Origin of the sequence: Burkholderia cepacia, from assembly GCF_001039005.1 — a bacterium.
GTDB classification, from domain to species: domain Bacteria; phylum Pseudomonadota; class Gammaproteobacteria; order Burkholderiales; family Burkholderiaceae; genus Burkholderia; species Burkholderia theae.
In genome coordinates this window covers 1-19010 of sequence record NZ_LDWR01000100.1, presented here as the reverse complement: position 1 = coordinate 19010, position 19010 = coordinate 1, and the positions used below count along the sequence as shown (strand labels likewise).

Here is a 19010-nt window from a genome sequence, read left to right as displayed (position 1 = left end):
ACCGATATACCGAACCATTGAAAGACTGGAGGAATTGCATCATGCGCATGAGGGATCTCGGCATCCGCATCGGACTCGGCACACCGGGCCGCTTCAACGCGATCACGGACGTACCGGGCGTGCGGGTCGGACATTGCACGCTGAACGTCGAGAACGGCGACGCATCGATCCGCACCGGCGTCACCGTCATCGAGCCGCGCGCGGGCGCCGCGCACGATTCGCCGTGCTTCGCGGGCGTGCACGTGCTGAACGGCAACGGCGACGCGACGGGGCTCGAATGGATTCGCGAGGCGGGCCTGTTGACGACGCCGATCGCCTATACGAACACGCACAGCGTCGGCGCGGTGCGCGACGCGCTCGTCGCGAACGAGCGTGAAGCGGCGGCCGGCCGCGTGTACTGGTGCATGCCGGTCGTGATGGAAACCTACGACGGGCTGCTGAACGACATCTGGGGGCAGCACGTGAACGCCGCGCACGTGCAGCGTGCGCTGGCCGCCGCGCAGTCGGGGCCGGTCGCCGAAGGCGGCGTGGGCGGCGGCACCGGCATGATCTGCCACGAGTTCAAGGGCGGCATCGGCACCGCGTCGCGCGTGGTCGCGGCCGACGCGGGCGGCTGGACCGTCGGCGCGCTCGTGCAGGCGAACTACGGCGTGCGCGAGATGCTGCGCGTGGCCGGCTACCCGGTCGGCGAAGTGCTGCGGCACGTGCATTCGCCATTCCGCGCACCCGACGCGACCGGCGAGGCCGGCATGGGTTCGATCGTCGTCACGATCGCGACCGACGCGCCGCTGCTGCCGCATCAGTGCACGCGTCTCGCGCAGCGCGCAAGCGTCGGGCTCGCGCGCGTCGGCGGCGGCACGGAGGATTCGAGCGGCGACATCTTCCTTGCGTTCGCAACGGGCAATGACGGCCTGCCGGCGGCGAACTACGGCAGCAAGGGCACACCGACCACGGGCGTGAAGATGGTCAACAACGACCATATTTCCGCGTTGTTCGTCGCGGCGGCGGAAGCGGTGGAGGAAGCGATCGTGAATGCGCTGGTCGCGGGCGGCGACGTCGAGTCGCGCGGTGCGCGGGTCGAAGGGCTCGGGCCGGCGCGCTTGCTGGATGCGTTGCGGGAAGTAGGCTGGCGGTCGGGGCGCGGCGCCTGAAACGGCAAGCGCCGCTTCAATCGAAGCGGCGTGAGGCGGGGCGGCGATGCGGCGATCGACCGGCACGCCGCCCGCCCGCGGAGTCGATGCGGGCGATGCGGGCCTGGCCGTGACGACGCGGCGTCACGCTCAGCTGCCGAAGTAGATGTTGCAGAAGCTGACGGGGCCGACACAGGCGTTCGGGTCTTCCTGCTTCGATTGCGCACGATCGACGCGGCCGGCGGCCTTGACGGCTTCGGCGCGGTTCGCCTGTTGCTGTGCGACGTCTGCCGGCGCCGGCTGCGCGTGGGCGACAGCAGCGGTGAGCGACAGGGCAACGAGGGCGAGGTGCAGCGGCTTCATTTTGGTTTCTCCTGGGTGGATGCCAGTCTCGCTGGCAGTGAGGAAACTATAGGCTCGCACTGCTTAAAGATTAATCACCGCGGCTGTAGAGCTTATTTCCAATCGGAACAAGGATCCCGTTGCGCACGCACCGATGTTCAGTGCCGGTGCCGGTTGAACGGCGCGTCCTTGTCCAGCAGCGCGCTGCGCATGAAGTGCAGGCAGCCGACGATCCGCTGCATGCTGCGGCGCGCGTCGGGCACCGCGTACCACGCCTGCAGCGTGTGCTGCGCCGTGCGGATCGCGAGATTCACCGATTTCAGCGTGCGCGCGTGATGGCCGGGCGTCGGATCGTCGAAGAAGCGCGGCAGTTCGTGCAGCACCGCATCGATCGAACCGGTCCAGCGCAGCGTCTGCGGCGGTTTCGATGCGCAGAACGCGTGCAGTTCGTCGCGCAGGTCGATGACCGCGTGGCCGACCTCGAGCGTCGACAGCATCCAGCGCAACGCGTCGCGATGCTGCCGCGTGCGCCGCACGAGCAGCATGCGCAACTGCGCCATCAGGTCGTGCGTGCTCGACTGGAAACGTTGCGCGAGGCCGTCCGGCGCGCCTTCGCACGCAAGCGTGACCTGACGACGCAGGTCGTGCGCGATCCGGCCCGTGAGCCACGGCATGTGGGTGGGAAACACGACTGCGAACACCAGCGAGCATACGAGCATCGCGACGACGATCGCCAGCCCGTTGTTGATCAGCACCTCGGGCGTATACGCGATCGCGTTGTCGGGGCCCGCGAGCAGGCAGAAGAACACCGCGAAGCCGATTCCGTAACCGGACAGGCCCGGCCGCATCGCCAGAAACGCGCCGAGGCCCAGCACCGGCGCGAGCGTCGCGCACAGCAGCGGGAAGCCGTCGATGTTCGGATACACGTAGCACAGGAACAGGTAGCCGACGGCGGTCGCGAATGCCGCGCCGACGCTCATCTGCGCGACGAACTTCGGCGCGCGCGGCGACGTCGAGCTGAGCGCGCACGCGATCGCGGTGGCGATCACCGCGAGCGAGCCGCTCGGCCACTCCGACGCGATCCAGAACGCGCTCATCGCACCGACGGCGACGACGGTGCGCAGGAACGCGAAGCCGACGAAGAACGAATTGGTCTTCACCGCGTAATGCGTGACCGAGCGCTCGAACGCGTGATCGTCCTGGTCGAGCGACGCGTAGGTATCGGCGTAGCCGAGATATTCGCCGATGAAGCGGTACAGCAGCTCGATCGCCGTATCGAAGTCGAGCAGCCCGCCGGCCGCATGGTCCTCGAGGTTCCGCCGCGACGCGCGCGCGGCCTTCGGCAGCGCGCCGTGAAAGCGGCGCAGGTCGAGCAGCGCGCCCGTGGCCGGCGCACTGCCGCGCTGCCGCTCGTCGCGCAGCGCGGCGAACCGCAGTGCGAGTGCGTCGACGTGCGGCGCGAGCGCGTCGAGTACTGCGTCCGAGCCATTCGCACGCAGGCGCTTGACGAGCTGGTGCAGCGCGTGCAGCCGCGTACATGCGTTCATGAACTCGCTGTTCAGCCGCGCGAGCCGGCGGCTGCGCGCGCGGATGTGCGGATCCTCGAACGACGCGAATGCGCGGTTGGCCTCGAAGCCGACGATATCGTCGACGAAATCGGCGAAGCGCCGCTCGAAATCGCCGCGTGCGACATCGCCTGCGAGCGCCCCGACCGTGAAGGCCGCGAACGTCGCATGGCGCGCGCTCAGCGAGCGCATCAGCGCCTTCGCGGAGCTGAGCGGCAGAATCAGCGCGCTGACCGCGCCCGAGCACGCGATGCCCAGCGCGACTTCCGCGGCGCGCGTGAGTGCGGACTGAAACAGCGTCTGCGGCGTCATCACCGCCGGCAGGCCGATCAGCGCGGCCGTGTAGCCGGCGAGCACGAACCCGTACCAGCGGAAGTGGCGGTTGCGCACCGCGAGCGCGATGCAGCCGCCGATCCACAGCGTGAGGCCGGCCATGTACAGCTCGGGCTGCTGCGCGAACAGCCCGCCGAGCGCGAGCGCGGCGACGAGGCCGGCCGCCGTGCCGAGCACGCGGTAGAAGCTCTTCGCGAACACCATCCCCGATAGCGGCTGCATCAGCACGAACACGGTCGTCATCGCCGTGCGCGGCTGCGACATCTCGAGACGCATCGCAATGCCCATCGCCAGCAGTGCCGCGAGCACGGTTTTCGCGAGGTGCAGCCAGATCAGCCCGTCGCTGGCGGCCCAGTCGCGCGCCGCATCGCCGAGCGGATCGAGCCATGTCCTCCATCGTGCCGGTTCGATGGAAGGTCGCTCGATCGCAGGTTGTGGCTTCATGAAAAGAGGGGGCCCATACGTCGCCCGGCACGGTGCCGCGGCCTGTCCGAACGGGTCCGTTCGACTGGTGAGGCGCCGATTGTAGGAGTGCGGCGCCCGCGTATTAACGCGGCTGCGGGGAAACGATAGTTGCACCCGACGTAACAATCTGTCGCATCCCGTGGAGGAAAATAGCGGCTCCGCTACAGGTTGCTCACAGGAATGGATACGCTACAGAACATGCGGGTGTTTACGCGCGTCGTCGAGACGGGCAGCTTCACCGCCGCCGCGCAATCGCTGAATTCGACGACGGGCGCGATGTCGCGCGCGGTGTCCGAGCTCGAGGCGCGCCTGCGCACCCGTCTGATGAATCGCTCGACGCGCCGCCTCGCGCTGACGTCGGCCGGCGAAAGTTATCTGCGGCGCTGCCGCCAGATCCTCGCCGACGTTGATCGCGCGGAAGAAGAGGCGAGCTGTGCGCACGAGCGCCCGTCCGGCGTGCTGCGCATGCACAGCTTCGCGAGTGTTGGCCATCACTATGTGTTGCCCGCGCTGACGCGCTATCACGCGCAGTTCCCGGACGTGTCGATCGAGCTGTCGCTGTCGCAGCGCATGCCCGATCTGTTCGACGGCACGAGCGACATGGCCGTCGTGACCGCGTCGTCGCTGCCCGATTCGGAACTCGTGTCGCACCTGCTCGGCTCGACGTTCAGCATCCTGTGCGCGTCGCCCGACTATGTGAAACGGCACGGCGTGCCGACCCGTCCGCAGGATCTCGCCGCGCACGCGTGCCTGACGCTGTGCACGCCGGCGTTCCCGACGCATGAGTGGGTGCTCGAAGGGCCCGAAGGCGTCGAGCAGATCCATGTCGCCGGGCCGGTGCAGACCAATACGGCCGAATCGCTCGCACTCGCGATCCGCGACGGCATCGGGATCGGCATGCTGCCGCTGTACTCGGCGATCGACGCGCTGCACGACGGCACGCTCGTGCGCGTGCTGCCCGCGCATATCCTGCAGAAGATGAACGTGTATGCGCTGTATCCGTCGCGCCGCTTCGTCGACGCGAAGGTCCGGACCTGGGTCGAGATGCTGCGCGCGCAGGTGCCGGGGATGATCGCGCGCGACGTCGACATGCTGAACGCGATCGACCGCGAACCACAGGCCGCCTGACGCACGTCGGCGCGCCACCGGTTTCTTCTTCAAGGAACAGCGACTCGCGCCTCGCTCGCGGCACATCATTCACGCGGGAGGGGCGCTTCGTCACGTCATCAAAGCGCGGGCTTCGCCGCCGCGCCCGATTCGGCGGCCGGCTCGCCGGCCGGGCCGTAGGCGGCCTGCGCGGCTTTCTGCTCCGCGAGACGCTTCGTCTGGAGCCGCTCCTGCGCCGCCATGATGTCCTCCGGATAGTTGCCGACTTCACCGCGCGCCGGGTTGAAGCCCACCGACTCGAGATCGATCAGTTCCTGCAGCACCTGCGCGCGCGTGACGGGCGGCTTTGCCGACTGGGCGAACGACAGGGCCGGTGCGGCAAGCAGGACGGCAGCGGCGGCGGTAACGACGAGCGATTTCACGAGTTTCTCCTGGGTACGGGGTAGGTGGCCGGGTCGACGCGCGATGCGTGGCCCCGACCTTCGATGGCAGTCTACGCAGCGCCCGCGCGCGTAAAAACCCCGATTCCAGGCAGGCTGCCTTCCAGATGGAACAACATTGGCGCAAGGACAATGGCGCGAGTCGCCCGCGGCTAACGAACCCGCCTGCGAACGCGGGTTCATAGCCGGCGGGCAACGCTGCGCCACGCGAATCAGAACCGCGTGCGCATGCCGATCGCGCCGACGATCTGGTTCGGCGTGCTCGACGCGCCGCCCGACCCGTTGATGAACGCCTGGTAGCCGCGTCCCGACGCATGCTGATACATCGCTTCCGCGTACACGTCGGTGCGGCGCGACAGCTTGTACACGGCCTGCAGGTCGACCTGGTGCCACTTCGGATCGGTGCCGTGCTTGCTGTCGGGGTTCGACACGCTGGCGTCCGTGTAGACGTAGGCCGCGCCGAGGCTGACCGCCGGCGTCACCGCATAGCGCACGTTGACGTCGTAGTTGTTGAACGCGATCTGGCCGGTGGAGCCGAACGAACCCGTGTTGTCGTACTGCGAGCGCGTATAGACGAAGCCGACGGTCGCCGGGCCGAACACGTAGCTGATGCCGCCGCCGTACGTGCGCATGCGGTCCGAGCCGATCGACCAGCCGCCCTGGTTCACGCTCTTCGCCTCGGCCGAATCGGTCGCGCCGGGGCTGGCGCTCGTCGAGCCCTTCGTGCCGTTCATCTGCAGGTACGCGCCGGCCAGCTTCAACGGGCCGTTCGTGTAGCTCGCCGCGACGCTGTATGCGCGGTTGGCGCTGAAGTTCGTCGAGTTGGAGAACGCGTACATCGCGCCGGCCTTGAAGCCCGCGACCGTGTCGCTCGTGTACTTGACCGCGTTGTTGATGCGCAGCGAATGGTTCAGGTTGTCGTTGTCGAACGGATGCGCGAAGCCCGCATCGCCGAAGTCGCCGGCCGTCGCGGACAGCGGCGCGACGAAGTCGACCATCGTGTCGTACTGGCGGCCGAGCGTCAGCGTGCCGTAGCCATTGCCGCTCAGGCCGACATACGCATGGCGGCCGAACAGCTTGCCGTCCTGGCCGAGCGCGCCGTTGTTCGCGTTGAAGCCGTTCTCCAGCACGAACAACGCCTTCACGCCGCCGCCGAGATCCTCGGTGCCGCGCAGGCCGAAGCGGCTGCCGTTGATCGTGCCGGTGCTCAGGCGCCACAGCGATGCGCCGCCCGCGTTGTTGGTGTACGCGATGCCGGCGTCGATCAGGCCGTACAGCGTGACCGAGCTTTGCGCGTGGGCGAGCGGGGCGAACAGCGCGGCGGTGCATGCGCCGGCGATGAAGGTTTTTTTCATGGAAAGGCTCCTGCGTGTGGGACCGGGGTCAAAAGATCGGCGCAAGTATAGGAATGCACTGCGTGCTCAAGGCCGCCTGACGTTGCGAGCGCACCTTTCCGGATCTGGCAAGAGTCCTTCACATAACTGACACGACGCGCCGAGCGCGCCGGACGCCGGCTGTTTTTGCGCGATCGCGCACGGGCGGCATCCGATCGATGCGCGCCGGCTGTCGTGTCGTTGCAACATGCGCGGGGCGGGGCGCGGCGGTTGATCGGCACGGCCGACGCGCGGAGAATGAGTCGCTCGCGCCCACGACCGGAGACACACGATGTCCCAGCCCGACCGCCATCCGCCGATCAGCGTCGCCGTGTACTACCGCGATCCGAATGCCGCACTCGAATGGCTCGAGCGCGCGTTCGGATTCGCGCGCGGCGTCGTCGTCCGTACCCCCGACGGCCAGGTCACGCATGCGGAGCTCACGCATCGCGGCGGCGTCGTGATGATCGGCGGGCATTGGGCCGATTTCGTCGCGAGCCCGCAGGAGATCGGCGGCAGGAACACGCAAAGCGTGCACGTGCAGCTTGCCGACGGCCTCGACGCGCATTGCGAACACGCGCGGCAGGCCGGCGCGGAAATCCTGCAGGAACCGGCCGACCAGTTCTATGGCGACCGCACGTATCGCGCACGCGATCCGGAGCAACACGTGTGGACGTTCGGCCAGCACGTGCGGGACGTGACGCCCGAGCAAGCGGCCGCCGAAACCGGCCTGACGTTCGAAGGCTGGTCCTGAAGCGCGACGCGTGTTGCCTATCCATGCTCGTCGATCGGATCGCACGGCCACGGAATCCAGCACGTGCGCAGGCAGTCGAAGTTGATCATTCGGCGCGAACCGGAGCGCGTCACGTATCCGGGTTGATGCGGGAGGTGGGCGGCCAACCGCTGTCTGCCACCGAGTATTCTAGAAACGCATGAGTCGATTCGAAAAATACGTTTGTCTCATGAGAGGCTCAGGCCTACGATGCGGTCCTGACGACGGCGCGCGTGTTGCGCGCCGTCTTTTCGATCCCCGTTCGCCGACCCCATGCGCCTCGATCTCCCGTCCGCTCCCGCATCCTCTCCGCCGCCTGCCAGCCCGTTCGCGCGCGTGGCCGTCGTCACGATCCTGACCGGCGTCGGCGCGGGCCTCGGCGGCATGCTGCTCGCGCTGCTGCTGCATGCGATCCAGCACGTTGCGTACGGCTACAGCGTCGCGCACGTAATCGGCACCGAGAGCTTCCTCACCGGCGTGACCGGCGCCGATCCGCTGCGCCGGCTCGCGGTGCTGATCGTCTGCGGGATCGTTGCCGGCGGCGGCTGGTGGGCGCTTTACCGGTACGGCCGGCCGCTGGTCAGCATCCGCCGCGCGGTGCGCGCGGCTGATCCGCGGATGCCGTTCGTCAGCACGACGATTCACGCGCTGCTGCAGATCGTGACCGTCGCGCTCGGCTCGCCGCTCGGCCGCGAAGTCGCGCCGCGCGAGATCGGCTCGCTGCTCGCCGGGCGGCTTGCGCATCAAGCTGGGCTCACGCCCGACGACTGCCGGCTGATGGTCGCGTGCGGCGCCGGCGCGGGCCTTGCGGCGGTCTACAACGTGCCGCTCGGCGGTGCGATTTTCGTGCTCGAAGTGCTGCTCGGTACGTTCGAACTGCGCGCGCTGATCGTCGCGGTCGTGACGTCGGCAATTGCCGCAGCCGTCGCGTGGATCGGCCTCGGCAACGAACATCAGTACACGGTGCCGGCCTTCGCGCTGAGCACACCGCTGGTCGCATGGTCGATCGTCTGCGGGCCGCTGTTCGGCTTCGCCGCGTACGGCTTCGTGCGGCTCACGACCCGAGCGCGGGCGAACGCGCCGAAAGACTGGCGGCTGCCGGTGTTCGCGCTCGTCAACTTCGCGGTGATCGGCGTGCTCGCGATGCGGTTTCCGCAACTGCTCGGCAACGGCAAGGGCCCGGCATCGCTGGGCTTCGACGGCACGCTGACGATCGGCCTCGCTGCGGCGCTGCTCGTGCTGAAGGTGCTGATCGAGGCCGGCAGCCTGCGGGCCGGCGCGGAGGGCGGGTTGCTGACGCCGGGCCTCGCGAACGGCGCGCTGCTCGGCGTCGTGCTCGGCGGGCTGTGGAGCCTCGTGTGGCCGGGCGCGTCGATCGGCGGATGCGCGCTCGTCGGCGCGACTGCGTTTCTCGCTGCGTCGATGCAGATGCCGATCACGGCCGTCGTGCTGCTGCTCGAATTCACGCGCGCGGATCACGACAGCCTGGTGCCGATGCTGCTTGCCGTGGCCGGCTCGCTCGTCGCGTACCGGTTCGCGCAGCGGCTGGCCGAGGGGCGGGCGAGTGCGGTTGCGATGGTCAGCGAACGCGCGGCGGCGACGCACTGACAACGGATGCCGGGCTTCAAGGATTTTCGGTGCGCGCGCACATCATGGTGTCGCGCATCGAGGTCATGCCTATGATTCGGCAAGCCCGGATGCAGGCGAAAAATGGCACTCACCTATCACGCACATCCGTCCGCCGTTATGGCGACAGAACCGTTCAATCGTCCCTCCCGAACGCTCTCCGGAACGCCGTGACAGCGCCGCCGCCTCCTCCTCCGTGGTTGCCGCGGGCACTGGCACTCCCGTAGGGGTTCTGATCGGTAGGAAGATTGAGCCAGTCGCGCACTTGATCGTTTCCATACGCTGAATATGGAGAATTGAGGATATCGGCAAGCGTGCCCAGCCCATTCTGCTCAAGCCACCGGCCCAAGTGGCGAACGATGCTTTGGTGGGTGTGATATTTCCCGCCCGTTCTTCTTTTGAATTCCTCTACCAATTCCGCATTGGTCCCGGTGATCAGCGCATGTCCCTGCGGAGCCTGCGTTGCAAAAGCCGCCGATGCCTGGTTGCTGTTGCGGCGTTGAAGCCCGCCGAGCGCAGGCGGAACGTACTGTTCGCGGTTTCCGGAATGAACCGTTCGCGGGGGTGGGATGGCGCCGTCATGCCCAGGTGGAAGATATGCGTCTTGCGAGTACGCGTATGACTTCGGAAAAGAGGGGCGATCTGATGACATGGCGTTTCCGTCGCAAAGGGTAAGCGCATCAACTTACATTGCGCATGGACCGCATGTCAGGCTGAAAGCGAACCACCCGACCGGATTGCGAACCCGTCACAGGCTGAGATATTGCGCTCGATCCAGATCGCCTGTGACGAAATGATTGCGCCGCAGTCCAATGGACCTCACCGGCTCGAGGCCGAAACACCCACGCACGATCGGCGGGTATTGCCGACATCGTTTTGGACGATGTCCTACAGCGAATACCGGCGCGCGCATCAAAGCAAACTCTTCGGTTCTGTGCAAGAATCCGCGCGTTTCCGCGCACCCACCAACAACGACACGCGCGGACGTCCCTATCAGGAAACGAGGAGCACAACTTGATTCAGCGCATTTCCCGCTTCTTCACGCAGGTGGTTCACCGCGTATTGCCCGACCCGTTGATTTTCGCGATCCTGCTGACCATCGTCACGTTCGCGCTCGCGTTCAGCCTCACGCCGAATACACCGGTGCAGCTCACGACGATGTGGGGTTCGGGTTTCTGGAACCTGCTCGCGTTCTCGATGCAGATGGTGATGATTCTCGTCACGGGTCATGCGCTCGCGAGCTCGCCGCCCGTCAAGCGCATGCTCGTCGCGCTCGCGAGCACCGCGCGCACGCCGGGGCAGGGCGTGATGCTCGTCGCGTTCGTCGGCGCACTTGCCTGTGCGATCAACTGGGGCTTCGGTCTTGTGCTCGGTGCGATGCTCGCGCGCGAAGTCGCTCGCCGCGTGGCCGGCAGCGATTACCGGCTGCTCGTCGCGTCCGCCTACATGGGCTTCCTGAGCTGGCACGGCGGGCTGTCGGGTTCGGTCCCGCTCGTCGCGGCCACGAAGGGCAATCCGATGGAGAAGACCATCGGGCTGATTCCCGTGTCGCACACGATCTTCACCGGCTACAACGCGTTCATCACGATCGGTCTGATCGTGATGCTGCCGTTTCTCGCGCGCATGATGATGCCGAAGCCCGGCGACGTCGTCAGCGTCGATCCGGCGCTGCTCGCCGAGCCGCCGAGCGTCGAACGCCAGCTCGGGCCCGACGCGACGTTTGCGGAACGGCTGGAGGAGAGCCGCGTGTTGTCGGTCTTCGTCGCGGCGCTGTGCGCGGCATTTCTCGTGCTGCGTTTCGTGCAGAAGGGTTTCGCGCTCGACATCGACACCGTGAACCTCGCGTTCCTCGCGGCCGGCATCCTGCTGCACCGTACGCCGATGGCCTATGCGCGCGCGGTGGCCGGCGCGGCGCGCGGCGCATCCGGGATCATGATCCAGTTCCCGTTCTATGCAGGCATCCAGGCGCTGATGGATCACTCGGGGCTCGCGGGCGTGATCACGAAATGGTTCGTCGATATCGCGAACGTGCATACGTTCCCGCTGCTCGCGTTCCTGAGCTCGGCCGTGATCAATTTTGCGGTGCCGTCGGGCGGCGGCCACTGGGTCGTGCAGGGCCCGTTCGTGATGCCGGCCGCGCAGGCGCTCGGCGCCGATCTCGGCAAGGCCGCGATGGCGATCGCATACGGCGAGGCATGGACCAACATGGCGCAGCCGTTCTGGGCGCTGCCCGCGCTGGCGATCGCCGGGCTCGGCGTGCGCGACATCATGGGGTATTGCGTGACGACGCTGCTGTTCTCGGGCGTGGTGTTTGTCGCGGGGATGTATCTGTTCTGACGAAGCAAGGCGCGATGCGGGCGGGATTCGACGCCTGCATCGCGCCGGCCGTCAACCGTGCGACCGCGCTTCGGAACGCTCGTGTCCGTGACGCAATGCGAGGCTCGCAAACGCCGCGACGACGAGCGCGGCCGCAAGCAGCGTCAGCCCGTTCTTCGCATTGCCGGTTGCCTGTTCGATCGCACCGACGACAGTCGGTCCGACGAAGCCGCCGAGCAACCCGCACGTATTCACGAGCCCGAGCCCGCCGGCCAGTGCGCTGCCGGCGAGCCGCGACGCGGGAAACGTGAACACGATCGACTGCACGACGAAGAACATCGACGCGGCCACGCACACGCAGACGAGCCCCGCGACAGGCGACGTATGCGCGGCGCCGACCATCCCGGTCGCCATCACGACCAGCCCCGCGCACAGTATCCGGCGTGCATGACGCGACTCGCGCGCGAAGCGCGGCAGCGTCGCCGCCCCGAACGCGGCGGCCAGCCAGGGCAGCGCGGTCAGCAACCCGACCGCGAACGGCGAGAAGCGCCCCGACGCGCCGATGATGCCCGGCAGGAAGAAGATCACCGTGTAGACCGTCAACTGGTGGCAGAAGTACACGAAGATCGCGAGCAAGATCTGCGGATCGCGCAGCGCGGCGCCGAACGCGTGGTCGCCGTGCGTGGCGACGCCCGCATCCTGTTCGGCGGCCAGCGTGCGCTCGAGCGCACGACCGGTTTCAGGCGAGAGCCACGGTGCGGTGCTCGGGCGGTCCGGCAAGCGCGTCCACACGACGAACGCGAGCAGGATCGCCGGAATGCCTTCGACGACGAACAGCCATTGCCAGCCGTGGAAGCCGAGCGTGCCGTCGAGTTCGATCAGCGCGCCGGCCAGCGGACCGCCGACGATGTTTGCGATGCACACGCCGAGCAGGAAAAAGCCCGTTGCGCGCGCACGCTCCTCGCGACCGAACCAGTACGTCAGGTACAACATCACGCCGGGGAACAGGCCCGCTTCGGCGGCGCCGAGCAGCAGGCGCATCACGTAGAACGACGTCTCGCCGCTGACGAACGCCATCGCGACCGACAGCGTGCCCCACGTGATCATGATCCGCGTGATCCAGAAGCGCGCGCCGACACGATGCATGATCAGGTTGCTCGGGATCTCGAAGAGCGCATAGGTCAGGAAGAACAGACCCGCGCCGAGCCCGTATGCGGCGGATGAAATACCGAGATCGACCCCCATCGAGTGTTTGGCGAACGCGATGTTGGTGCGGTCGAGGAAGCTGATCACGTACGCGGCGATCAGCAGCGGCATGAGTTTGCGGAACAGCAGCCGGTTCAGCGACGCGCTCGCGTCGCCGGCGGCAGAGGGCAGGGCCTGAGCGTGTTGAGTGGACATGCGGACGACTCCGGTAAAGGCGAACCGGCGCGCACGGCAAGCACGGCGCGCCGCGTTCGGCAGATGCCGCTGCGACGCGCGCAGCGGATGGGCAGACGACGGAGCCGCGCCGGCGGCGCTCGAACGGAGCGGGGCGATGATGGGCGTCCTGGCGCCGGCCGACTCGGGCCGGCGCCTTGTCACTGCGCTTGCGGGTCCTGGTGTTGGGGCGCTACCCGGCGATCAGAAATTCACCGCGTCGCCGCCCTTGAGTGCGAGCATCGCGCGCGCCTCGGCCGGCGTCGCGATCTCCAGCGACAGGCCTTCGAGCACCTGCCGCATCTTCAGTACCTGCGCGGCGCTCGATTCAGCGAGCTTGCCCGGCGCGATCCACAGCGAATCCTCGAGCCCGACGCGCACGTTCGCGCCCTGCGCGGCGCCGATCGTCGCGAGCGGAATCTGGTTGCGGCCGGCGCCGAGGATCGACCACACGTAGTCGCCGCCGAACAGGCGGTCGGCCGTGCGGCGCATGTGCATCAGGTCCTCCGGGTGCGCGCCGATCCCGCCGAGCAGGCCGAACACGCTCTGCACGAAGAACGGCGGCTTCGCGAGCCCGCGATCGACGAAATGCGCGAGGTTGTACAGGTGCGAGATGTCGTAGCACTCGAATTCGAAACGCGTACCGTTCGCGCCGCAACGCGTGAGGATCGTCTCGATGTCGGCGAACGTGTTCTTGAACACGAGATCGCGGCTCTTCTCGAGATGCTCGCGTTCCCACGGATGCTTCAGCTCGCGAAAGCGCTCGAGCATCGGGTACAGCCCGAAGTTCATCGAGCCCATGTTCAGCGATGCGACCTCGGGCTGGAAATGCAGTGCGGGCTGCAGCCGTTCGTCGACCGTCATGTGCGGGCTGCCGCCCGATGTGAGGTTGATGACCGCGTCGGTCTGCGCCTTGATGCGCGGCAGGAATTCCGCGAACACGGCCGGATCCTGCGTCGGCTTGCCGTCCGACGGGTTGCGGGCGTGCAGGTGCAGGATTGCTGCGCCGGCCTGCGCGGCCGCGACGGCGGCCGTCTCGATCTCGTGCGGCGTCACGGGCAGGTAGGGCGACATCGACGGCGTATGGATCGCGCCGGTCGGCGCACAGGTGATGATGACTTTGCGAGCGTTTGCCACGGATGGATTCCTTTCGGTGAGCGATGCAGGAGGCGTCAGAGCACTTCGACGTTGCCGCAGACGGAAATCGCCTGCCCGGTGATCCCGTGCCCGCCCGGCGAGCACAGGAACAGCGCGGTCGCGGCGATCTCGGCCGGATCGGACATGCGCCGCAGCGAGATCTTCTCGAGATAACGTTGTTCCATTTCGTCGTAGCCGATGCCGAGCTGCTGCGCGCGCGCCTCGATCACGCGGCGCATCCGTGGGCCGCGCACGATGCCGGGCTGGATCGCGTTCACGCGGATGCCGAGCGGCCCGAGTTCGATCGCAAGACTCTTCACGAGGCCGACCACGGCCCACTTGGTCGCCGCATAGGGCGTACGGAACGCGTAACCGAGCCGGCCCGCGACCGACGACAGCGCGATGATCGCGCCGCCGTGCTTCGATTCACGCAGCAGCGGCACGGCGAGGCGCGCGAACCGGAATTGCGCGTTCAGATTGATCGCGACGGTTTGCTCCCACTGCACCGGGTCGATCTCGTCGATGCCGCCGGTCGGGCCCGCGATGCCCGCGTTGTTGACCAGTACGTCGAGGCCGCCGAGCATGGCTGACACATCGGCGAACACGCGTTCGACGGCGGCCGGATCGGATACGTCCGCCAGCGTCGCGCCGATCGTGCCGGCTCCGGTGCGCGGCGGTCGGTCGGCGAGCACCGCGATCGCGGCTTGCGACGCGTCGCATACATGCACACGCGCGCCGCACTCCGCGAACGCGTCGGCGATCTCGAGACCGATGCCCGAGGCACCGCCCGTCACGAGAACGCGCAGGCCGTCATAGGGTTTCAGCAGGTCGGAAGCTGTCATGCCGGGTTGTCTCCATCGTTGATGTTGTCGGATGCGGCCGCGCGGATGCGGCCGCTCTCGATCGGGCGACCGCGGCAAGCGGCCGCTACGGTTTCGCGTTCACGGTCCGCGGCGTCTGTTCGGCCCGCAGCGTCTCGGCGAGATCGTGCGCGGCACCGCCGATGTCGAGTGCGATGCCGGCCCGCACGCCCGCGCCGTCGCGCCGTTCGAGCGCATCGACGATCGCGCGGTGCGCGTCCATCGAGCGCCGCATGTGCGGGATATCGAGCGCGACCATGTTGAGGAACGGCCCGACGCGCATCCACAGGTTCTCGACGATCGCGAGCGTGTTTTCGCTCGCGCCGTGCGCGTAGATCGCGCTGTGGAATGCGAAATTGCTCTGCAGGTAAGCGCGTGAGCGGCCGGCCTCGACATGGGCCTGCATCGTCTCGCAGGTCTTGCGCACGGCGGCGATCTGCGCGTCGGTCATCCGCGTACAAGCGCGCTCGGCGATGCAGCCTTCGAGCGCGATCCGCACGTCGCGCAGTTCGTCGAGCATGTCGAGCGTCATCGGTGGCACGACGAGCGCGCGGTTCGGGCCGTCGACCAGCGCGCGTTCGGCGCGCAGCCGCGTGAGCGCGGCGCGTACGGGCATCGTCGACGAGCCGACGGCTTCCGCGACGCTGCGCAGGCTCAGTGCCTGGCCGGGCGCGAAACGGCCGCTCATCAGCGCTTCGCGCAATTGCTGGTAGACCTTGTCGGCCATCGTTTCCTGCTCGATGGCTTTCAGTGCGGGCGGGACAATACGAGGCGCCACGGCGGGGTTCTCCTGGGTTTGATCTGCGATCTGTGATCACACTTAATAGGTGCGAAGTGTTGCCGATCGGCAGAACGGAGTCAAGGCGAACGGGATCGGGGAAAACGAGGACGAAGTGTCACGCGAGAGGATTGAAGTGCCGTGCCAGCGCCACCGCAATTCTTACAAAATCATTTCCATTCGTGCATCATGACGCTCGGGTTCGAGGGCCTCGAAGGGATTCGGAAAACGCGCGCAGCTGCGATTTTCCGATGTGTTTCCACCGATCGAATTCATTTCAACAACAAGGAACAACAAGGAGCCAAAGTGAAACGACCGTCATTTACCGTCGCCTGGGCGGCATCCCAGCGAATCTACGATCCGGCGAATTCCGGCGAGCGCGTCGCGAAAGTGATAGGCGGATATGTCGAAAAGAACGTCAACAATCCAAGCCCGACGGAGCGATGGAGCAATACGTGCGCGGTGAGGATGAGCTACATCCTCGGTGAGGCCGGCACGGTGATTCCCCGAATCCCCGGGCAAACGGTATCGGGCGGAGACAATCGACAATACTTCTTTCGTGTCAGGGATTTGATTCGCTTTCTTGAACAGCGGTGGGGGAAGGCAGAGGGCGTCACATACCCGCCTTCGAACGGGGGGCCACTGGCGGGCCGGCAGGGCGTCATCCTGTTCGAGGTATCGGGGTGGAGCGATGCGCAGGGGCACGCCACGCTGTTCAATGGACGTACCTGCTACGACCACTGCTATTTCAACGAGCCGGGCGCACGGTATCGTACGGATCGCGCGAATTTTTGGAGTCTGTCATGAGGGGAGTTTGGATCGCGGTCGTGCTGACGTGCGTTGCACTTCAACCCGCGGTGGTTTCAGCGAAGGACACGGCACAAGCCTCGCCGGAGGCCGGCTCACGGACATACATCCAGAACTTCAAGGACATGGTGCTGGCGCAGTGTCTGGCGACCGCTTACCGGCAGGAGCCCGGCGTGAGCAAGGATATCGGCAGCAGCACCAGTGCGTTGCGCGACTGGACCTACTACGACATGGAGCGCGCCCCGGACGTCATTCATGCGCTGGTGGCGAAGTATCTTGCACGCGATTACCGGAATCCGGTTGTCGAATCGGAAGTCAGGGATGTGAAGTTCGACTTCCTGAAGTGCGTCGACCTGTATCACGGCAAGGAACTGGAAGCCGCGGCGAAGCAACTCGTATTGCGCCCGAACAGTACTTATCGGACGGAGAACCCGCGGCAGCCGCAATAGCGAACAAGCGCCGTTGGCTTGCAGATAGAGCCGTGCTTGTCGTCATCCCCACCGCATCGGCCACTTCCGCAAGCGTCATCGGGTGCCGCTTCGCGCTGAACAACGGCCGCGGCCGCTCGACAACCTTTCCCGACGGTGCGCGGCTGCGGATCGCCATCCGCCATCCGATCGGGCAGAATCGACACTCCCGGATTCCGCAGACAGATGCCGCATGACCGCCCCCAACGATCCCCCCGGCCGCCGCGCGTACGCGAGCTTCGCGCAACGCTATGCGGACATCGCGCCGACCAAGGCGCATAACGCACTCTACGAGCGTCCGGCGACGATGGCGCTGCTCGGCGACGTCGACGGCCTGACGGTGCTCGACGCCGGCTGCGGGCCCGGCATCTGCAGCGAGCACCTCGCGCGCCACGGCGCGACCGTGCGCGCATTCGACGTCACGCCGGAGATGGTCGCGCTCGCGAGAGCGCGCTGCGCGGGCCTTACGGTTGATGTGGCGGAAGGGGATCTGGAGGCGCCGCTCGCCTGGCTGCCCGACCAGGCCGTCGACAAGGTGCTGTGCTCGCTCGCGCTCGACTACGTGCGCGATCTCGCGCCGACGCTGCGCGAATTCCGGCGCGTCGCGCGGCCCGGTGCAACGCTCGTGTTCTCGATGGCGCATCCGATGCGCGACTGGATGGACGAGCGCACGCGCGGTGAGGGCACGTATTTCGACACGTGCCGCTTCGGTTTCCACTGGTCGGGGTTCGGCGAGCCGAGGCCTTATGTCGAAGCCTGGCGTCGACCGCTCGCCGACATCCTGAACGCGGTCGCCGACGGTGGCTGGCGGCTCGACCGGTTCGTCGAACCGAAGCCGCTGCCGGAGATGAAGGCCGCGTCGGAACGGCTCCATGCGGAGCTGTCGCTGTCGCTGGCGCCGGCCTTTCTTTGCATCCGCGCGCGCCGCTGACGAGGCGCAGCGGTCAAGCGGCGCTTAGTGCCGCACCGGCTCGTCGTTCAGCGTGCCGAGGAATGCTTCGATATCCTTGATATCCTGCGCCGTCATCGCGGGTTTGTCGCCCGCCTTGCGATCGAACGGTGCATCGGTCACGTCGACGTTCGCGCGATATTTCGGCGGGATGTCGTCGTACTCGTCGACCTTGCCGTCCGCGCCGCGCGAATAGAACTTCTGCGGCGAGATGCTGCGCTCGTTGTAGAACGCCATCACCTGGTCGAGCGTGTGGAACACGCCGTTGTGGAAGAACACATGGCGCGTCGCCGAGTTGCGCAGCGTCGGCGTGAGGAACATCGCGCAATACTGCGTCTGATCCTTCAGGTCGTCGCGGAACGGCCCGCACACGCCGAGATCGTAGAACGCCGGGTTGCGGTTCTGCGCCAGCTCCTTGTTGCGCGGCGCGCCGAGCGCCTCGTACTGGTAATCGGTGAACATCGGCGGCAGCCCGTCCTTGCCGGGCTTCGACAGGTGGCAGCCCGCGCAATTCGCCTTGTCCGGATCGTTGAACAGGCGCAGCCCGCGCAACTCGGCCTGCGACAGGCGCGCCCGGCCTTCGAGCCAGCGGTCGTACTTGCTGTCGTACGGATGGAACGACGGATCCTCGACCTGGTAGCGCGCGATCGCGAACATCGCCTCCGACACCGCGAGCTGCGGGCTGTCGAACACGCGTGCGCCGAACAGTTGCTCGAGCTGCGTACGGTGCGACGACTGCGCGAGCTTGTGCGCGACGTCGTCGATGCTCGCGTTCGCCATCTCGACCGGATTCAGCAGCGGGCCGAACGCCTGCTGCTGCAGCGTATCGGCGCGGCCGTCCCAGAACATCCCGCCCTGCGGCACGAGCTGCGGCGCGGCCGACGTGCCGGCCACCTTCTGCGCCTTGACGACGCCGGCCGCCGACGCGGCCTGCTGCGCGACGCTCGGCGCGGCGTCGTTTTCACCGGCATCGGGGCCGATGCTGAAATTCGGCTGACGGTACAGGTACATCAGCGACGGCGGCGGGCGATAGCCCTGCTGCGTCATCGCGAGGCCACCCGGCTGCACGTCGAGCGCATTCGGCGGGCCATACGCATGATCGGGGCTGTGGCACGACGCGCACG

19 protein-coding genes are annotated in these 19010 nt (G+C 67.1%); 9 read left to right on the top strand and 10 right to left on the bottom strand.

What is annotated here, in order from left to right; all coding sequences use genetic code 11:
* The first annotated feature begins 41 nt into the window (after positions 1-41).
* Positions 42-1151: a P1 family peptidase gene (locus tag VL15_RS37630; RefSeq protein ID WP_048251981.1), complete on the top strand. Its 1110-nt coding sequence runs from the start codon at positions 42-44 to the stop codon at positions 1149-1151.
* Positions 1152-1280: 129 nt separating this feature from the next.
* Here the strand turns inward: VL15_RS37630 and VL15_RS37625 are convergent, their stop codons facing one another.
* Positions 1281-1493: a hypothetical protein gene (locus VL15_RS37625; protein WP_047903348.1), complete on the bottom strand. Its 213-nt coding sequence runs from the start codon at positions 1491-1493 to the stop codon at positions 1281-1283.
* A 137-nt stretch (positions 1494-1630) separates the two neighbouring features.
* Positions 1631-3814 (bottom strand): FUSC family protein, encoded by a 2184-nt coding sequence (locus VL15_RS37620; protein WP_048251980.1) that lies wholly within the window; start codon positions 3812-3814, stop codon positions 1631-1633.
* 201 nt (positions 3815-4015) lie between these two features.
* Here VL15_RS37620 and VL15_RS37615 point away from each other — a divergent pair, with 201 nt between their 5' ends.
* A complete protein-coding gene (locus tag VL15_RS37615; protein WP_048251979.1) occupies positions 4016-4963 on the top strand; it encodes a LysR family transcriptional regulator in 948 nt (315 codons plus the stop codon).
* Between the two features lie 98 nt (positions 4964-5061).
* On the opposite strand, the gene VL15_RS37610 is transcribed toward VL15_RS37615, so the two are convergent.
* Positions 5062-5364, bottom strand: a complete 303-nt coding sequence (locus VL15_RS37610; protein ID WP_048251978.1) for a DUF4148 domain-containing protein — start codon at positions 5362-5364, stop codon at positions 5062-5064.
* 230 nt (positions 5365-5594) lie between these two features.
* Complete coding sequence (locus VL15_RS37605; protein WP_048251977.1) at positions 5595-6737, bottom strand: porin; 1143 nt, start codon at positions 6735-6737, stop codon at positions 5595-5597.
* Between the two features lie 310 nt (positions 6738-7047).
* Here VL15_RS37605 and VL15_RS37600 point away from each other — a divergent pair, with 310 nt between their 5' ends.
* Both VL15_RS37600 and VL15_RS37595 read left to right on the top strand, forming a co-directional pair.
* Complete coding sequence (locus tag VL15_RS37600; RefSeq protein ID WP_048251976.1) at positions 7048-7509, top strand: VOC family protein; 462 nt, start codon at positions 7048-7050, stop codon at positions 7507-7509.
* Positions 7510-7800: 291 nt separating this feature from the next.
* Positions 7801-9135, top strand: coding sequence for a chloride channel protein (locus VL15_RS37595; RefSeq protein ID WP_048251975.1), 1335 nt, complete (start codon positions 7801-7803; stop codon positions 9133-9135).
* A 154-nt stretch (positions 9136-9289) separates the two neighbouring features.
* On the opposite strand, the gene VL15_RS42420 is transcribed toward VL15_RS37595, so the two are convergent.
* On the bottom strand, positions 9290-9805 hold the full coding sequence (locus VL15_RS42420) for a hypothetical protein (RefSeq protein ID WP_155420399.1): 516 nt from the start codon (positions 9803-9805) through the stop codon (positions 9290-9292).
* Positions 9806-10167: 362 nt separating this feature from the next.
* Between VL15_RS42420 and VL15_RS37590 the strand changes: the two genes are divergently transcribed.
* Positions 10168-11490, top strand: coding sequence for a TIGR00366 family protein (locus VL15_RS37590; RefSeq protein ID WP_048251974.1), 1323 nt, complete (start codon positions 10168-10170; stop codon positions 11488-11490).
* A gap of 51 nt (positions 11491-11541) precedes the next feature.
* Here the strand turns inward: VL15_RS37590 and VL15_RS37585 are convergent, their stop codons facing one another.
* The 4 genes from VL15_RS37585 to VL15_RS37570 form a co-directional block, all read right to left on the bottom strand.
* Positions 11542-12870 carry an MFS transporter gene (locus VL15_RS37585; protein WP_048251973.1) on the bottom strand — a complete coding sequence of 443 codons (1329 nt, stop codon included), beginning with the start codon at positions 12868-12870 and terminating at the stop codon, positions 11542-11544.
* A gap of 222 nt (positions 12871-13092) precedes the next feature.
* The gene (locus tag VL15_RS37580) at positions 13093-14025 is read right to left on the bottom strand and encodes a 3-keto-5-aminohexanoate cleavage protein (RefSeq protein WP_048251972.1); all 933 of its coding nucleotides are present in this window, start codon (positions 14023-14025) and stop codon (positions 13093-13095) included.
* Positions 14026-14060: 35 nt separating this feature from the next.
* A complete protein-coding gene (locus VL15_RS37575) occupies positions 14061-14867 on the bottom strand; it encodes an SDR family oxidoreductase (protein ID WP_048251971.1) in 807 nt (268 codons plus the stop codon).
* Between the two features lie 85 nt (positions 14868-14952).
* Positions 14953-15663, bottom strand: coding sequence for a GntR family transcriptional regulator (locus VL15_RS37570; RefSeq protein WP_048251970.1), 711 nt, complete (start codon positions 15661-15663; stop codon positions 14953-14955).
* A gap of 189 nt (positions 15664-15852) precedes the next feature.
* Here VL15_RS37570 and VL15_RS37565 point away from each other — a divergent pair, with 189 nt between their 5' ends.
* Genes VL15_RS37565 through VL15_RS37555 form a run of 4 tightly spaced genes read left to right on the top strand, consistent with a single transcriptional unit; the run spans position 15853 to position 17868 of the window.
* Entirely contained in the window at positions 15853-16470 is a 618-nt protein-coding gene (locus VL15_RS37565; RefSeq protein ID WP_230684618.1) for a type VI secretion system amidase effector protein Tae4, read from the top strand.
* Positions 16467-16919, top strand: coding sequence for a type VI secretion system amidase immunity protein Tai4 (locus VL15_RS37560; protein ID WP_048251968.1), 453 nt, complete (start codon positions 16467-16469; stop codon positions 16917-16919). The genes VL15_RS37565 and VL15_RS37560 overlap by 4 nt, the downstream gene beginning before the upstream one ends.
* A 32-nt stretch (positions 16920-16951) precedes the next feature.
* Positions 16952-17134: a hypothetical protein gene (locus tag VL15_RS42415; protein WP_155420398.1), complete on the top strand. Its 183-nt coding sequence runs from the start codon at positions 16952-16954 to the stop codon at positions 17132-17134.
* The gene (locus tag VL15_RS37555; RefSeq protein WP_048251967.1) at positions 17131-17868 is read left to right on the top strand and encodes a class I SAM-dependent methyltransferase; all 738 of its coding nucleotides are present in this window, start codon (positions 17131-17133) and stop codon (positions 17866-17868) included. Before VL15_RS42415 ends, VL15_RS37555 begins: the two co-directional genes overlap by 4 nt.
* A gap of 24 nt (positions 17869-17892) precedes the next feature.
* Here the strand turns inward: VL15_RS37555 and VL15_RS37550 are convergent.
* Positions 17893-19010 (bottom strand): cytochrome-c peroxidase (locus VL15_RS37550; RefSeq protein WP_048251966.1); only part of this gene is annotated, 1118 nt, incomplete at its 5' end.

Bases quoted from the DNA above. Each gene is read 5' to 3' on its own strand.
- VL15_RS37630 (WP_048251981.1), top strand. From the start codon at position 42: ATGCGCATGAGGGATCTCGGCATCCGCATCGGACTCGGCACACCGGGC.
- VL15_RS37625 (WP_047903348.1), bottom strand. From the start codon at position 1,493: ATGAAGCCGCTGCACCTCGCCCTCGTTGCCCTGTCGCTCACCGCTGCT.
- VL15_RS37620 (WP_048251980.1), bottom strand. From the start codon at position 3,814: ATGAAGCCACAACCTGCGATCGAGCGACCTTCCATCGAACCGGCACGA.
- VL15_RS37615 (WP_048251979.1), top strand. From the start codon at position 4,016: ATGGATACGCTACAGAACATGCGGGTGTTTACGCGCGTCGTCGAGACG.
- VL15_RS37605 (WP_048251977.1), bottom strand. From the start codon at position 6,737: ATGAAAAAAACCTTCATCGCCGGCGCATGCACCGCCGCGCTGTTCGCC.
- VL15_RS37600 (WP_048251976.1), top strand. From the start codon at position 7,048: ATGTCCCAGCCCGACCGCCATCCGCCGATCAGCGTCGCCGTGTACTAC.
- VL15_RS37595 (WP_048251975.1), top strand. From the start codon at position 7,801: ATGCGCCTCGATCTCCCGTCCGCTCCCGCATCCTCTCCGCCGCCTGCC.
- VL15_RS42420 (WP_155420399.1), bottom strand. From the start codon at position 9,805: ATGTCATCAGATCGCCCCTCTTTTCCGAAGTCATACGCGTACTCGCAA.
- VL15_RS37585 (WP_048251973.1), bottom strand. From the start codon at position 12,870: ATGTCCACTCAACACGCTCAGGCCCTGCCCTCTGCCGCCGGCGACGCG.
- VL15_RS37575 (WP_048251971.1), bottom strand. From the start codon at position 14,867: ATGACAGCTTCCGACCTGCTGAAACCCTATGACGGCCTGCGCGTTCTC.
- VL15_RS37565 (WP_230684618.1), top strand. From the start codon at position 15,853: ATGACGCTCGGGTTCGAGGGCCTCGAAGGGATTCGGAAAACGCGCGCA.
- VL15_RS37560 (WP_048251968.1), top strand. From the start codon at position 16,467: ATGAGGGGAGTTTGGATCGCGGTCGTGCTGACGTGCGTTGCACTTCAA.
- VL15_RS37555 (WP_048251967.1), top strand. From the start codon at position 17,131: ATGACCGCCCCCAACGATCCCCCCGGCCGCCGCGCGTACGCGAGCTTC.